We start from the raw sequence: 14,440 nt of genomic DNA, 5'->3' as shown, positions 1-14,440 counted from the left end.
GGGTCTTGACTGCAGAAGCGAAAGTTCTACGGGGATACAGCCGTCTTTACTTGCGCAGCAAAGCTTTTGACCAATTTGGTCCGTGCAATCTTCACGGCGTACATAAAGTCACGGTTGTTGGCGCCTGCAAACTTAGGAGTCGTCTCCTGCCTGTGCTTTACATTCGCAATCACGTCGGGGCCCGCTACCAGATTGGGATCAATAAAGATGATCGAACAATTCGCGGTGTGATCATTGTGAATGATGGAAGAAGGGGTAAATTTACTGTCCAGATTAATGAAGTTGAGATCTAGATCCATGACGCCGACATAATCTGCACCGCCCTCGAAGCCCTCTGGGATGCTTTTAACGATACGAACTTCCTTAAACACGGTCTTCAATGGAAGGAAGAGCGCGCCCATCAACCCTTGTTCCGAAAGGACGATTTCACGGTCCTCCGCAATTTCATCTGGGTTAAGACTCATGCTGCCAATTACGGTGCTGAGCCGCTCCCTTAGAACGGCGTTGTAAGTGAGAGAGTTCACCGTGTTCTTCGAGAAAACGACTGCCAGAACCTTGCTCTTCGCATTCTCAATATGGGTTCGTGATTGATTAAGTTGGTCTTCATTAACCAAGTTTACGTAGCGATCTTCCAGAGGCGCTTTCAGTGGAAGCGTCGCACAAGAAGTCAGGCTGAAAGCTAAAACACCCGCGAACAGCGATCTGTAAAAAATGTTTGTGAGCAAAAAAGTTCCCCTTATTATTCTGGTCGTTCTTTATTATTTATGAATACTCTAGGCGTAGCCTAGCATTTCTTCTTGAAGATGTTGCTCTTCCTTGAGAGTTTCGATAATCACTCTTGTGCCCGCGTCCCCAAATGTTGCCGTTGTCCGGCACTTCCGAAGATCACTTTCTCCCTCAAAACCCTAACTACTCTAATGTGTCACCATTGACTCAAAAAATACCAAAGTGTGATGTATAAGACACTTTTGTGAATGATAAATATTCAACTGAATATGTCACTCAGTTGTCGTTAAGTCAAGATACCTTGTAGGTTTTTACATCTGAGTAGAAAGCATAGGGTGCAATAAGCCAAAGCGCATTGCGCCAACCACAATCTGATAATATGCCTGTGGTAATCCCAGCCAACACACAACAAAAAGCCACTCCTCCGAGTGGCTTTTCTTCATTTCAAATCGCCTTAAAACTTGGTCGTGGCCGACACCCCAAAGGTACGCGGATCACCCCACCAGACCGTAGAGCCCGTTGCACCACTGGTGCCCGGCAAGGTGTGCTGTTTGTACTGCTTGTCAGTGATGTTATTCACGTAAGCAGTGAGGGTGAATTTGTTGTTTGCCGGGATAAACGAGATCCGTGCATTGCCCAACACATAAGCATTTTGGGCGAGGTTAGGATCAGTTTGATTATTGGCATAGAAGTAGAATTTACTTTGATAGCGCGCATCACCCGCCAGTTTAATCTTAGAGCCATTGCCCAGTGGAATGTCGTATTCAGAGGAGAGGCTGCTGGTCCACTCTGGTGAGCGGACAAACTTATTGCCGGAGTAGTCACCGCTGGCATCTTTGAAGTCTTTAAAGCGCGTGTCCAGCCAGCCCAGATTGGCTTTGAGATGCCAGTTTTGGATCGGCAGTGCTTCAACTTCCAGCTCTGCGCCTTTGGCCTTACCGCGCGCGGCATTACGAAGCTGTGATAAGGCGCCTGTTGGGGAGGGGATCACGGCATTGATCTGCATGTCTTTGTAATCATAGGTAAAGACGTTGGCATTCAGGTTGACCCGGCCATCCAGCAGCTCTGATTTAAAGCCTAACTCATAGGAGAGCAGGTGTTCAGGACTGAGGACATTGACCCCCGCTTGTGATGTCGGTGCGCTGTTATAACCGCCGCCACGGAAGCCAGTAGCTACTTTGGCGTAGACGCGTGCGGTATCCGAGAAGTGATATTCAGGCGTTAGATCATACGTCCAGTCGCTCCAGCGATTAGTGGCATCTTGCGTGGCATTGATGACCAACGGTGAACTGACCGAAGAGAGTAGCCACCAATCAGGTTGGTTACTGAACTGTGCCGGCACTGCGGCAGGATTAGTCCAGCGGTTCAGGTCGATCGATTTCTTTTCTGTGGACCAGCGGAGGCCACCAGTCAGCCAGAATTGTTCATTAAATTTAAAGGTGGTGCTGCCGAAGACTGCATAGCTATCGGTGACTTGGTTAAAGACCACGTCGTTATAAGCTGTTGCGCGGTTACTGGGCTTGGCGGCAACAGGAAGTGTTGCAGCAGCCGTATCCGAGTCAATTCCTTCACTGAAGTAGTGTGTACCCAAGACCCAACTGAGTTGGTCTGACTTGGGGGAGGCGAGGCGGAATTCTTGGGTAAACTGATGGGTGCTGGCATCGGTATGACCGCGTGACAGTTCAACCGGGGTGTTATCGCCATCCGTGATACTTTCATTGCTGTATTTTTCAAAGGCGGTGATCGAGGTCAACTCCAAACGCTCGAACTGCGATTTGATATTCAGGCTGGCGCCTTCTTGATGAATGGTATTGGTCGCATCGACGTTGGCATTGACATCATCAGAGCCTGTAGAGGGGATGTAAGGCGCAGGAATACCCGTAGACCAGTAAGCACCGTTTTTGCCCGTGCCGATCACGGTCGCGGTAGTGCCGTTGATGGTGTAGTCACGGAAATGCAAATTCAGCAGCGCTTCGGTGTTATCCGTCACATGGGCTAAAAACTGAAAACGACCTGCGGTGTCGGTAAAGCCCCCTTCTTTTTGTCCAGAGTAGCCATTACGGTCTGTGCCGTCACGACTTTCGCGATAAAAAGAAACCCGAGACGCCAAGGTGTCATCAATGACACTGCCGCCATAAGCGGCTTGAATCGTCTTGTCATTGAAGCTGCCGTAGTCAAGTTTGGCATAGCCGCTATTATCAAAAGAAGGGCGTTTAGAGAGAAAGTTAACCGCACCTCCAGTTGTATTTTTACCCCACAGTGTGCCTTGCGGACCACGCAGTACTTCAACACGGTCTTGGTCAAAGAGTGGAAAGCCGGTGGCTGCGGCATTGTTTAAGTAAACATCATCTTGATAAATGGCGACAGGGCTTGGCGAATCGAGCCCTTGAGTACCCGTTCCCACACCGCGGATCCACCAGCGTGGACGAGTGTGTCCGCCGCTGGTTGCGGCAGAGGCATTGGGGATCGATTGGATGATTTCACCTGCGGTCTTTCCGACGCCACTGTCAATCAGGTCTTTGCCACTGATCACACTGACTGCGGAGGGTACTTTCTGCACTCGCTCTTTACGGCGGTTTGCGGTCACCACCACGGAATTCAGCTGATTGGGTTTTGCATCGGCATTGCTGTCATCGCTTTTTGCGGAATCAGCCTGTGTTACTGCGGCGGATTGTGCCGTCCCCGTGGTTTGAGCGGCGGTGCTGACAGACTCAGTCTCTGCACCGTGTGCAACACCGACCAGCGAAACGCCGCCAAATAATACTTGAAAAATCAGCCTCGCAAGAGGCTTCTGTTGAAACTGCATAAAAACTCCCCTGATTCATGTACGCATATGCGTATTTCGGCTTAGATAGGGCAGCTTTTATGCCAATTGCATATAAAATAAAATTAATTAAATATTATTAATGGTTTATGTTTTGTTTGGTTGATATTTTGTCGAACATCGATAACAAAAAGCAGGATGAATTGTTGAGGATGTAACAGTGCTTTGTTGAGTTTTCAGCAGATGAACGTGAGAGCCATCGAATAGAAACTACCGCGATATCTAAGCCAGCAATCCGTATAAGTTGAGGGGTAGTGATGGATTACTATATTTCAACAATTCGATGTTTGTCGATGAGGTCTGACCTGAATGTTGACCTTACCTTTGACACGGTTTTTGATCTGATCGTTGAATAGTCACTCAACCTAAATGGATATCATGATGAGAGATGAAGTGTGGCACCGACCCATCGTCCTATCGCTTGAAGGCAGCAATGCTCAGCCGCTGAGCATCCGTGCCAAAGCACTGGTGTTTACCGATCCAGTGTCTTGTCGTCTGCTGACGTTGATTGAGCGCCTTGCGCCCAGCGAAGCCCCCGTCATGATCATCGGCGAGACCGGTACAGGCAAAGAACTGGTCGCTCGCCATATCCATCAACTCAGTGGACGCAAAGGACCATTCCTCGCCGTTAATTGCGGCGCTATTAATGACCAACTCGCCGAGAGTGAATTGTTTGGTCATGAAGCCGGTTCTTTTACTGGCGCAACGGGTCGCCGTGAAGGCTGGTTTGAAGCCGCACAAGGCGGCACCTTATTCCTTGACGAAATTGGCGACTTGCCGCTGCATTTGCAAGTCAAACTACTCCGCGTCCTGCAAGAGCGAGAAGTGGTGCGTATCGGCTCGCGTAAGCCGATCCCTGTGGATGTGCGTTTTGTGGCTGCCACCAACGTTGATCTGGATGCCGCTGTGCATGCCGGACATTTCAGACGAGACTTGCTGTATCGCATCAACATTGCCCAAGTCCATCTCCCGCCGCTGCGTGAGCGACCAGGTGACATCCTGCCACTGGCGAATCACTTCATCAAACAATACAGCAAGCGGATGAACATCGGCACCGCTCATTTAACCAGTGATGCGCGGGAAGCACTGCTGGCTTATGCGTGGCCGGGCAATATCCGTGAGCTTGAGAACGTCATCCACTTTGCGTTATTGGTTGCGGAGACGTCGGAGGTTCGACCTGAGCATTTGAAGGTGAAGGGGGGCTGGGGCGATGCCAATCCGGCGATCAGTCACTGGAATACGCCACTATCGACACAGGCTCCAGCACCCTTGGATTCCGCCACTGATCCCTTTGCACAGATCGTACATTCGCTGAAGATTGAGTTTGAAAAAGCGTCGCCGAATTTATTTGATAGCCTTGAGCGTTTGGTGGTGCAGGAAGTTTTTCAATATACCCGTCAGAACCAAGTGCATAGTGCGGCATTACTCGGTGTGACCCGCAATGTGATGCGCACCATGCTAAAACGCCATGGTTTACTGGCCGATTCGAGCAGTGTGGTGTAACGTCCCTGCTGTTCTTTCGTGTTGACGTCCATGTTGTATCTGTCCTGCTGCTGAGCTGTTTCTTTCCCGACACCTGATTGATTTATGATGTTGGCTATCCAACAGTTTTGAGCATATATTTTAGGTTAAATTTTAGTAATATTAATATTATTAGTAACTTATAAATGTGGCATAGCAGTTGCTCCATCAGGGTAAATCGCCAGCCAGAAGGCCGGTGACACTATCTAATGAAGGAGTAACATCGTGAGCCAGTCTCTACAACTAGACACCCTGTGGTATACCCGTTGCCCAGTGCCTACAGGTCTTGGGATTGCCATCCAGAAAGGATGGCTCAAAGAAGCATTCCACGTGCAGAAAACAGAAATCAAATCCCTGCGCGAATCCAATGATCAAGCGGTGCGTGAATCACATTTCGACCATACCTTGCAAAACTCTGTACGTCATGGTGGCAATATCCCAGCCATCTGGGCTCGCTCTGTGGGTCGTGAAACCCGTGTGATAGGTCTGTCATGGGCGGATGAAGTTCAGTTGATCCTGACCTTGCCTAACTCCGGCATCAAGAATGTAAAAGACCTCAAAGGCAAAAAGTTTGGTCTGCCGAAGTGGGAAAAAGTAAAAATCGACTTTGCCCGTGCACAGGCGATCCGTGGCCTTGAAAATGCCTTGAAGCTGGAAGGCTTAGAAGTTTCTGATGTCGAGTTGATTGATTATGTCGTGGATGGCAGCTATAGCGACAGCCCAGCCATACAAGCCGCAGGAACCCAACTGTTTGGCGGCAGCCGTCGTGCGGGTGGTCGTAATGCGGAGCTTGTTGGCTTGTTACGCGGCGAAGTCGATGCGATTTTCTTAAAGGGCGCACATGCCGTTGAGCAAGCTTATCAGTTTGGTCTACATACCGTGATCGATACCGGTTCCCATCCTGATCCACTTATTCGTGCCAATAACGGCACGCCGCGTACTCTGACGGTGGATCAAAACCTGATTGAAAACCACTTCGATTCAACTGTCGGTCTGCTCAATCAAGTGATTCGTGCCGAAGAATGGGCTTGGACCCATCCCGATGAGACGCGTCGTTTCCTTGCGCATGAAACCAACAGCAGTGAGTATTGGATTACTCAGGCTTACGGCAACGATGCGCATCTGCGTTTGAAGACCGATCTGTCCGATATCTCAATCCGTGCTTTACAAGATTTCACCGATTTCTTATGGCGCTGGAAGTTTATCCCGAATCAAGTCAACGTTTTGGAATGGATCGATGTACGTCCTTTTGAAGCGGTAGAAAAACACAAGTCTGTTGCTTAATGCCTTCGCTGCCTGAGACCCATCCAAGAGGTTGTGATGGGTCCCATGCTGATTTTTAAAGCCAGCCATTTCACACTCATTCAACACTTTACATGTAGCAAGCTCATGTAAAAACTTCATGCAGAACAAGAGGAATCTCTTATGTCATCCAATCGCCAATTGATCTTGAATGCCTTCTTCATGCGCTTTGGTCATCATCCAGCGGCATGGCGCCACCCGTCCTCGCGTGATAGTGGCCGACCAGACGTTGCCTATTGGATTAAGATGGCTCAACTTGCGGAAAAAGGGAAATTTGACACCTTCTTTTTAGCCGACTTTATTGGACGCAGTGCCAAGAATTTGGAAAAACAAAGCCATCAGAATGGTAGCTTCCAGTTTGAACCGTTTACGTTATTGTCTGCGATTGCTGCGGTGACCAAAAATATTGGTCTGGTTGCAACTGCCAACACCAACTATACCGAACCGTATAACATCGCCCGTCAGTTCGCCTCCCTTGATCATATTAGCGGTGGGCGTGCTGGATGGAATGTGGTGTCTTCTTTCTCAGATACCACCGCTCAAAACTTTGGTTTAGGGCCACGCACCCATGCGGAGCGCTATGAGCGTGCAGATGAGTTCTTAGGGATTGCCAAGGAACTCTGGAACAGCTGGGATGATGATACCTATGATCATCCTGATCGCGAGCGCGGTATCTTCTTTGATCCAAAGAGCGCCCACGAAGTTAAAATTGCAGGCAAATATTTCAAGACCGAAGGCCTACTCGATATCGCACGTCCGATCCAAGGTTATCCGGTGATTGTACAAGCCGGGAACTCGGAAGTGGGTCGTGAGTTTGCGGCCAAGATTGCCGAGATGACCTATTCTTCAGCGCAGTCGTTGGCAGTGGCACAGGCTTACTATGCCGATGTCAAAGGCCGTATGGCGAAGTATGGGCGTGACCCTGATGAGCTGAAAGTCACACCCGGCTTGTCTGTAGTGGTGGCCGCAAGCGAACAAGAGGCTCGTGATAAGTTTGAAGCGCTACAAAATGCCGTGGACTTTAGCCATGGGGTAGAAGTGGCTGGCGTGGACTTATCAGACTATCCACTGGATGGCCCGCTACCGGATCTGCCTGAACCTGAAACGGGTAAAGGTCGTTTCCATCAGATGGTGGAACTGGCGAAGCGCGATAATCTGACGATCCGTCAATTGGTGCTGCGCTTTAGCGTTGCCAAAGGGCATATCCAAGTCGTGGGTTCAACCAAACAAGTTGCAGATACCATTGAAGAATGGTTTGTGGAAAAAGGGGCTGACGGCTTTAACGTAGTACCACCGCTACTGCCATCAGGTTTTGAAGACTTTGTGGATCTGGTGGTGCCAGAACTCCAGCGCCGAGGTCTATTCCGTACAGAGTACACGGGCAAGACCTATCGCGAGAATTTGGGGCTGAAACGTCCAGCCAATCCGCATACCGGAGTGAAAGCCGATGTCGCCAGTGCGGCGGCTGTGGAAGAGCCTGTCATTGCACAGGATCAGTATTCACACGCTTAATGCATCGTTTCAATAAGTGATTTCCATCGTTCCTCATCGCAGTTGTCGATGAGGAACGTTTTTTATTTTGACCATCTTACGACTCGAGCTAGGCTCAATCTTCATCCACCAACGGCTGATTCAATACCGTACGCCATGATTTCGGATCGGGATCGGTTTCAGGTCCCAAGACATAGCTTTCCCAGAGATCAGGCGCTTCCTTGAGCTCTTGGGTATTGATCCATGCTTTAAATTCTCCCCATGCCGCCCCTAGTCCTTCATAACCGCCATGATAGGTGGTACTGGCGATGCGAGTCTCCGGTAGGGTGCCGGGTTTGACACGTTTAGCCGCCGTGATGGGCGTATTGACTGGAATCCCGACTTCAAAATCAAAGATTTCCGTGGGCATTTTAAGGTGATGGGAAAAAAGGGCACCAGCAGGAGCGATGCCTTGGGCTTTAAGGACATCGAGAATTTCATGGATGGCAGGACCCATGAGCGTTTCGCATTCCGCGCGCGGAATGGTGAGGTGGATAACTGCTGTTAATTGGGCTTCAGTATGGATAATAACGGGATCGTCGATCATGATGTTGTTTCCTTGAGGAGTGAAATATCGATCTATACGCCTTAAGAGTAAAGGGTGACTGGATGCTGATCCATGCAGCTATGGGCACGGGTCAACAAAAAATCACGTTCACGGGTATTTTGAGTCAGTGTTGCAGCGCGTTCAAATTCGCGCTGTGCCTCACTGAATCGTCCTAACTTAAATAAGAAATCGCCACGCACACTGGGCAGTAAGTGATATTTGGCAAGGGTAGGTTCATGAAGGAGTTCATCCACCAATGCCAACCCTTGAGCGGGGCCGAATGCCATAGAAACAGCAACAGCACGGTTGAGCTCGACGATGGGTGAGGGGGCGAGTGCCGCCAGTGCATCATACAGCACGCTGATCCGCGTCCAGTCGGTCAGTTCTGCACGGTAGGCACGGGCGTGGCAACTGGCGATAGCCGCTTGCAATGCATAAGGACCATAGCCTTGCCCGAGGGTATCGACACGCTTCAATGCGGCAAGGCCACGCTGGATAAGGAGCTTATCCCAACGGCTACGATCCTGATCCATCAATAAAATTGGTGCACCTGCTGCGTTCGTACGTGCGTGGAAGCGTGAGGCTTGGATTTCCATCAGTGCAACCAATCCATGAACCTCAGGTTCTTGCGGCATCAGCTCCGCCAGTATGCGCCCCAATCGTAAGGCTTCATCACAGAGCGCTGGACGCATCCAGTCTTCTCCCTTGGTTGCGGCATAGCCTTCATTAAAAATCAAATACAACACGGCAAGGACCGAGGCTAAACGACTGCGTAATTCTTCTTTATGGGGGAGTTCAAAGGGGGCTTGAGCTTCTTTTAAAATACGTTTGGCACGCACAATGCGCTGTGCAATCGTCGGTTCACTGACCAAAAATGCCCGTGAAATCTCATCGGTGCTCAGCCCGCCTAGTAGCTTGAGCGTCAGCGCGACTTGCGCTTCAGAGGTTAATACCGGGTGACAGGCTATAAACACTAGACGCAGCAGATCATCATCAATATTAGCCGTTTGACGCTCGTCAATCTCCTGCTCAAGCGCGCTGTCAAAGTCGTGATCGATCATGCTTTGTTGTTCGTATTCCAGCTCGCGCCCAAGTTCTTCGTGCTTGCGATCAATCAGCTTTTGCTTACGCAGATGATCCAAGGCACGGCGTTTGCCAACGGTCATCAGCCACGCGGCAGGCTCATCGGGTAAGCCTACTTGTGGCCAATGCTCAAGGGCTGCAACCAGTGCATCCTGCGCAAACTCCTCCGCCAGACCGACATCACGGACCATGCGGGTGAGCACGGCGATCAGCTTGGCGGATTCGATCCGCCAGACTGCGTCTATCGTTCGGCGGATATCCGTCATGATGGGGCTGTCTCTGTAGATTTTTCAAAGCGTTCGGTGAACTCTTCAACAGCTTGCTGCACATCTTCCGAGAAGTCAGTTGGCTCAAAGATCTGACGGATTTCGATCGTGTCATTCGCTCCAGCGGGGCAGCGTTTGACCCACTCAATCGCTTCTTCTTTGGATTTGACTTGAATAATCCAGTAACCGCCAACGCTTTCTTTGGCTTCGGCAAATGGACCATCGGTGACGACAGGCTTACCGTTCCCAAACGATACACGTGTTCCTGCGGCGGGTGGATGGAGTCCTTCTAGTGCCAGCAAGATGCCAGCTTTTTGCAGATCTTCGTTATATTTCATCATCGTCGCGATTGCATCAGCATCGGGCAAGGTGTCTGGGGTGGCACTTTCATATCCTTTGGGGATCATTATGAGCATGAATCTCATGAGTATTACTCCTTATAAAACAGTATCAAAAAATATGCGTGATGAATTTATTTTTCAGCTTGGGCTTTAAGATTAGTCAGACCGGTTGCAAAGTCTTTGCCGACCATCTTGTCCATGCTGCAGAATACTTGCATGAGCTTGGCAACATAGGGATTTGGGCCGTACATACGCCAAGTTACGGTGGTGCTGTCACCGGCAGGCTGGAGGGTAAATTCCGCCGTATTATGGGCTTCGAAGGGTTTTAGAAAATCCAGTTTGATCACAATCTTGCTGGCAGGCACGCTGCTGGTGATCTCCATCCGTCCTGAACCGACTTTGCTATTGCCAATCCATTCATAGACAGTGCCATCCCCCTGCGCTGCGCCGCTGTAGTGACGGGTCATAGTCGGATCAAGTTTTTCCCACGGGGACCATGTGGGCCAACTGTGGAAATCATTGATTAGCGCATAGACTTTTTCAGGTGGAGCCTTGATCGTGATACTGCGCTCGACACTAAAGCTGTCGGGACGTGTTGCCGCATAGATCAAGATGGCGACAATCACCGCAACGACGATAAGTAAGATCGTTTTAAACATGTTTATGCTCCAAGCCAACGACGGGCAGAACTGAAATCGTGGCTGAGTTAAATACGGGGAAGGGGTAGTTTTTAGCCCACTCGATCGCTTCACTTTTCGATTTGGTCTGGATAAGCCAGTAGCCTGCAATCAGCTCTTTGCTTTCACTAAACGGACCATCAATGACGCTTGATTTTCCTGCTGTAAATTTCACCCGTGTGCCATCGGGACTCGGATGTAGACCATGCCCTGCGAGCAGGATGCCGGATTCGACACTCTCGATGTTGTAGCGCTCCATGCCATCCAGTACCGACTGCGGTGGCACGGTTCCTTCACTGAGCAGACTCTCTTCATGGATAATGACCATAAAGTGCTCAGTATCGGGCTGAACCTCGGCAGGGATATCGCCACTGACGCAGTGCACACCGCCGGGGCAACCGACCGCACGGACTTCGACCACGCTGTCCACATGGCTTACAGGCCATTGCTGGGCCCAAGCCAGTGCCGCCTCATGGTCTGGCACATCGATCTGGAGGAAGCTGCGGGTGTATTCTGCCGTATCCATCCACGGGTCAAGTACCACAGGCGCATGCGCTTGTGTCACTTGCAACCGTGCTGCAGGCATCTGCTGATGCAAGCGACTACTGCTGAGTAGAACATCGGATCGCACCACGACGGGATCATCCCGCAGCATCGTCTTGATAAGAGCCGCTTCGGCAGCCATTGCCTCTGCCGAAGGGTTGTCTAACTGATGAATAATCAAAAATCGCATGGTGCGCTCCGTGTCATGAAAGGGGTAGTGAGCGATAGCATTGAAATTAAAGTGCTATCACTCATACCAATCCGTTGTTAATTACAGCCTTCGCCCGGTGTCATTTGACGCATCCCTTCAATAATTTGTTCAGGGGTCAAATCTTGCTTATGGGTTGCGATCGACCAGCTGTGGCCAAAAGGGTCGATCAGTACGCCGTAGCGATCCCCCCAAAACATATCGGCAACAGGCATTTTCACGGTTGCACCTGCATCGACAGCCTGTGCAAAGGCGCTATCGACATCGGTGACATAGAGGTGGATGGTGACTGCTGTGCCGCCAATTGATTTGGGTCCAAGCACGCCCCAATCTTTGAATTCATCATTGAGCATGATGGTTGAGTCACCGATGCGTAGCATGGCGTGCATCAACTTGCTATCTGGACCTGCAAGGCGAGTCACCTCGACGGCATTAAAGGCTTTTTTATAAAACTCGATGGCATCGGCTGCACCGTCGCATACGAGATGAGGGGTGATGGTGTGTATCCCTTCGGGAATGGGTTTTACGCTAGACATAATCCTTACTCCTTATCGACTTAACTTTATAAATTGTTGACCTGAGCTTAAGCGTTTTGCAGCACTAAGGGTGCAGAGAGCGACGCATAAACCGATACTTTTTTAAACTCTCACCACTATGACGAACGAAGTTTGCAGTTTTCGACAAGGAATGAGAAAAATTATTAAATATTTTTATCAGAAAAGTATAGATTAGAAAATGATCAGAGGGTAGGTGGTGAAAAATTCAGTGGGTGTTGTCGAAGATTGGGTAAATTTCTAAGCTATCCATGGTGATGGACTGGGATGCGAAGTGCGTTAGCAGTGCGTTAGCTGTGCTAGGCTTAACCGCCTGTGCGGCGGTGAACACGAAAAATACAATTTGCCTTCAAAAGTCACTTTTCTAAACCACCTGTGCGGCGGTGAACAACGGTGCCACCAGAGGCGTTCGGCTCACTGTTTTCTAAACCGCCTGTGCGGCGGTGAACTTCCCTAAGCATGAGCATGAGGCTCGTACGAATTTCTAAACCGCCTGTGCGGCGGTGAACGTCCGGATGAATACTGATATCAGGCCGCACACTTTCTAAACCGCCTGTGCGGCGGTGAACCGGATATCGCTGAAGTAGCTGCACGTGTCGCTTTTCTAAACCGCCTGTGCGGCGGTGACCACAACGATATCATCGGTGCTCGTGTCGGTATCTTTCTAAACCGCCTGTGCGGCGGTGAACATCATTTGATGTACTCGCTATGACAGTCAATATTTCTAAACCGCCTGTGCGGCGGTGAACAATATCACGGCATATCGAAAAGTCGCACAAGATTTCTAAACCGCCTGTGCGGCGGTGAACGTCAAATGATGGTCGATGTGCCAACGTGGATCTTTCTAAACCGCCTGTGCGGCGGTGAACGCGACTTAGAATTTCGAGCGATTTTGCGTTAATTTCTAAACCGCCTGTGCGGCGGTGAAGCGTGAGGAAATGATTTGCTTTCGTGCCGGCTGTTTCTAAACCGCCTGTGCGGCGGTGAACTGCAGGTGCTAGTGTGATTGAAGCATGGGTGATTTCTAAACCGCCTGTGCGGCGGTGAACTATCAATAGCAGTTTGAAAAACGCCGCGTAACTTTCTAAACCGCCTGTGCGGCGGTGAACTTCATCGGCTGGGTTTGCGCTACTTTCGGTGTTTTCTAAACCGCCTGTGCGGCGGTGAACTTAGTTCTTCAATGATGTCTTGTTTATCATTTTTTCTAAACCGCCTGTGCGGCGGTGAACGCAAAAACCTTTCACTGAGTTGCACTCACAAATTTCTAAACCGCCTGTGCGGCGGTGAACAAAGGCTTGCGAGTCCTTCACTACAATTACAATTTCTAAACCGCCTGTGCGGCGGTGAACATGCTGGTCATGGCTGGGGTTGATCTTAATACTTTCTAAACCGCCTGTGCGGCGGTGAACTTGGTGACAGATTGCAAGAGCTCACCAAGTTATTTCTAAACCGCCTGTGCGGCGGTGAACTGCAAAAACATGCCGATCCAATGGCACAAATTTTTCTAAACCGCCTGTGCGGCGGTGAACCGTTTCTATTCACAGGTAAATATAAACCCAATTTTCTAAACCGCCTGTGCGGCGGTGAACTGACAATATTGACGCAAAAAATGAATAACAACAAAGAATAACCGAAAAATATTAGGCTGCCCCAATATTTTTCGGATGAGATATAACATATTGATAATTAGTAACTTTAAAGAATCAGCAAAAATAATGGTTATTTTTGGGTTTTACCAGTGAGGCACCGTACTGGTATGGCTTAAACCATAAGTACTGTAAAAGCCTGATTGGGCATTCAGTTTAGCGCTTTGTTGAATACACAACGTAAATGATTCAGCATTGCTTAAACTTCTGATCTTGATAAATGGCAAATGGATTGGTGGCTTGGATTGATAGGTCTGATATTTGAGTAATGCATCCTCCAGAGATATACCATGCCTTTTTGCATAGCGCCGTGCCAAGTTCCCGGCATTTGCAGGAGCATGTATACGACTTACCGCAACATGTCCATGTTCACTAGGCACATCGCGAATGCTACTGACATGGACATAATCACTGAGCCGATCAAACCAGCGTTTGAGATTTAATGTCTCCAAAGTTTTGACATCCGTAGCAAAAACACGGAGTTTACTGCCCAAGACATGATGCTTGCCGTCGCTCCGATATTCAGCAAAGCTCACTCCTACGGGCACTAGCGAGTTGGCTCCTTTGATTTCAACCAATGCCAAGTGCAATTGGATATACACTTTAGACCAAAGAAAATGAATCCCGACTTCTGGATTAGGGAGCAAGGTGACTTCAGTGAAGTGTTTCATC

Annotated in this window: 12 protein-coding genes and 1 CRISPR repeat array; of the genes, 3 read left to right on the top strand and 9 right to left on the bottom strand. The window is 49.5% G+C overall.

Annotated features, from left to right (window positions below):
* Positions 1–26 precede the first annotated feature (26 nt).
* Positions 27–725, bottom strand: a complete 699-nt coding sequence (locus ACLHG7_RS03120) for a hypothetical protein (protein ID WP_410209594.1) — start codon at positions 723–725, stop codon at positions 27–29.
* Positions 726–1,180: 455 nt separating this feature from the next.
* Entirely contained in the window at positions 1,181–3,532 is a 2,352-nt protein-coding gene (locus ACLHG7_RS03115) for a TonB-dependent receptor (RefSeq protein ID WP_410209593.1), read from the bottom strand.
* A gap of 399 nt (positions 3,533–3,931) precedes the next feature.
* Between ACLHG7_RS03115 and ACLHG7_RS03110 the strand changes: the two genes are divergently transcribed.
* From ACLHG7_RS03110 to ACLHG7_RS03100, 3 genes are all read left to right on the top strand, one after another.
* A complete protein-coding gene (locus ACLHG7_RS03110; protein ID WP_410209592.1) occupies positions 3,932–5,053 on the top strand; it encodes a sigma-54 interaction domain-containing protein in 1,122 nt (373 codons plus the stop codon).
* A gap of 243 nt (positions 5,054–5,296) precedes the next feature.
* Positions 5,297–6,355 (top strand): ABC transporter substrate-binding protein, encoded by a 1,059-nt coding sequence (locus tag ACLHG7_RS03105; protein ID WP_410209591.1) that lies wholly within the window; start codon positions 5,297–5,299, stop codon positions 6,353–6,355.
* Positions 6,356–6,496: 141 nt separating this feature from the next.
* Positions 6,497–7,885 carry an LLM class flavin-dependent oxidoreductase gene (locus ACLHG7_RS03100; RefSeq protein ID WP_410209590.1) on the top strand — a complete coding sequence of 463 codons (1,389 nt, stop codon included), beginning with the start codon at positions 6,497–6,499 and terminating at the stop codon, positions 7,883–7,885.
* Positions 7,886–7,979: 94 nt separating this feature from the next.
* Here the strand turns inward: ACLHG7_RS03100 and ACLHG7_RS03095 are convergent, their stop codons facing one another.
* The 7 genes from ACLHG7_RS03095 to cas6f all read right to left on the bottom strand — a co-directional run bounded on the left by ACLHG7_RS03095 (position 7,980) and on the right by cas6f (position 14,439).
* On the bottom strand, positions 7,980–8,450 hold the full coding sequence (locus ACLHG7_RS03095) for a GyrI-like domain-containing protein (RefSeq protein ID WP_410209589.1): 471 nt from the start codon (positions 8,448–8,450) through the stop codon (positions 7,980–7,982).
* 41 nt (positions 8,451–8,491) lie between these two features.
* Positions 8,492–9,799 carry an RNA polymerase sigma factor gene (locus tag ACLHG7_RS03090; RefSeq protein WP_410209588.1) on the bottom strand — a complete coding sequence of 436 codons (1,308 nt, stop codon included), beginning with the start codon at positions 9,797–9,799 and terminating at the stop codon, positions 8,492–8,494.
* The gene (locus ACLHG7_RS03085) at positions 9,796–10,224 is read right to left on the bottom strand and encodes a YciI family protein (RefSeq protein ID WP_410209587.1); all 429 of its coding nucleotides are present in this window, start codon (positions 10,222–10,224) and stop codon (positions 9,796–9,798) included. The genes ACLHG7_RS03090 and ACLHG7_RS03085 overlap by 4 nt, the downstream gene beginning before the upstream one ends.
* A 47-nt stretch (positions 10,225–10,271) precedes the next feature.
* Positions 10,272–10,799: an SRPBCC family protein gene (locus ACLHG7_RS03080; protein WP_410209586.1), complete on the bottom strand. Its 528-nt coding sequence runs from the start codon at positions 10,797–10,799 to the stop codon at positions 10,272–10,274.
* The gene (locus ACLHG7_RS03075) at positions 10,792–11,550 is read right to left on the bottom strand and encodes a YciI family protein (protein WP_410209585.1); all 759 of its coding nucleotides are present in this window, start codon (positions 11,548–11,550) and stop codon (positions 10,792–10,794) included. The genes ACLHG7_RS03080 and ACLHG7_RS03075 overlap by 8 nt, the downstream gene beginning before the upstream one ends.
* Before the next feature lie 77 nt (positions 11,551–11,627).
* The gene (locus tag ACLHG7_RS03070) at positions 11,628–12,104 is read right to left on the bottom strand and encodes a VOC family protein (protein ID WP_410209584.1); all 477 of its coding nucleotides are present in this window, start codon (positions 12,102–12,104) and stop codon (positions 11,628–11,630) included.
* Between the two features lie 319 nt (positions 12,105–12,423).
* Positions 12,424–13,711: direct repeats of the CRISPR family, unit length 28 nt; unit sequence TTTCTAAACCGCCTGTGCGGCGGTGAAC.
* A gap of 143 nt (positions 13,712–13,854) precedes the next feature.
* Complete coding sequence (gene cas6f, locus ACLHG7_RS03065) at positions 13,855–14,439, bottom strand: type I-F CRISPR-associated endoribonuclease Cas6/Csy4 (RefSeq protein ID WP_410209583.1); 585 nt, start codon at positions 14,437–14,439, stop codon at positions 13,855–13,857.
* Between the last annotated feature and the right edge of the window lies 1 nt (position 14,440).

This window comes from Aquirhabdus sp., assembly GCF_046462495.1.
Classification (GTDB): domain Bacteria; phylum Pseudomonadota; class Gammaproteobacteria; order Pseudomonadales; family Moraxellaceae; genus Aquirhabdus.
Note: the sequence above shows the minus strand (reverse complement) of the source record. Positions and strands in the feature narration are given on the sequence as shown.

What these genes read in the sequence shown, in the direction of transcription:
- ACLHG7_RS03110 (WP_410209592.1), top strand. Translation starts at nt 3,932, where the DNA reads ATGAGAGATGAAGTGTGGCACCGACCCATCGTCCTATCGCTTGAAGGC.
- ACLHG7_RS03070 (WP_410209584.1), bottom strand. Translation starts at nt 12,104, where the DNA reads ATGTCTAGCGTAAAACCCATTCCCGAAGGGATACACACCATCACCCCT.
- ACLHG7_RS03085 (WP_410209587.1), bottom strand. Translation starts at nt 10,224, where the DNA reads ATGAGATTCATGCTCATAATGATCCCCAAAGGATATGAAAGTGCCACC.
- ACLHG7_RS03095 (WP_410209589.1), bottom strand. Translation starts at nt 8,450, where the DNA reads ATGATCGACGATCCCGTTATTATCCATACTGAAGCCCAATTAACAGCA.
- ACLHG7_RS03075 (WP_410209585.1), bottom strand. Translation starts at nt 11,550, where the DNA reads ATGCGATTTTTGATTATTCATCAGTTAGACAACCCTTCGGCAGAGGCA.
- ACLHG7_RS03080 (WP_410209586.1), bottom strand. Translation starts at nt 10,799, where the DNA reads ATGTTTAAAACGATCTTACTTATCGTCGTTGCGGTGATTGTCGCCATC.
- ACLHG7_RS03115 (WP_410209593.1), bottom strand. Translation starts at nt 3,532, where the DNA reads ATGCAGTTTCAACAGAAGCCTCTTGCGAGGCTGATTTTTCAAGTATTA.
- ACLHG7_RS03090 (WP_410209588.1), bottom strand. Translation starts at nt 9,799, where the DNA reads ATGACGGATATCCGCCGAACGATAGACGCAGTCTGGCGGATCGAATCC.
- cas6f (WP_410209583.1), bottom strand. Translation starts at nt 14,439, where the DNA reads ATGAAACACTTCACTGAAGTCACCTTGCTCCCTAATCCAGAAGTCGGG.
- ACLHG7_RS03100 (WP_410209590.1), top strand. Translation starts at nt 6,497, where the DNA reads ATGTCATCCAATCGCCAATTGATCTTGAATGCCTTCTTCATGCGCTTT.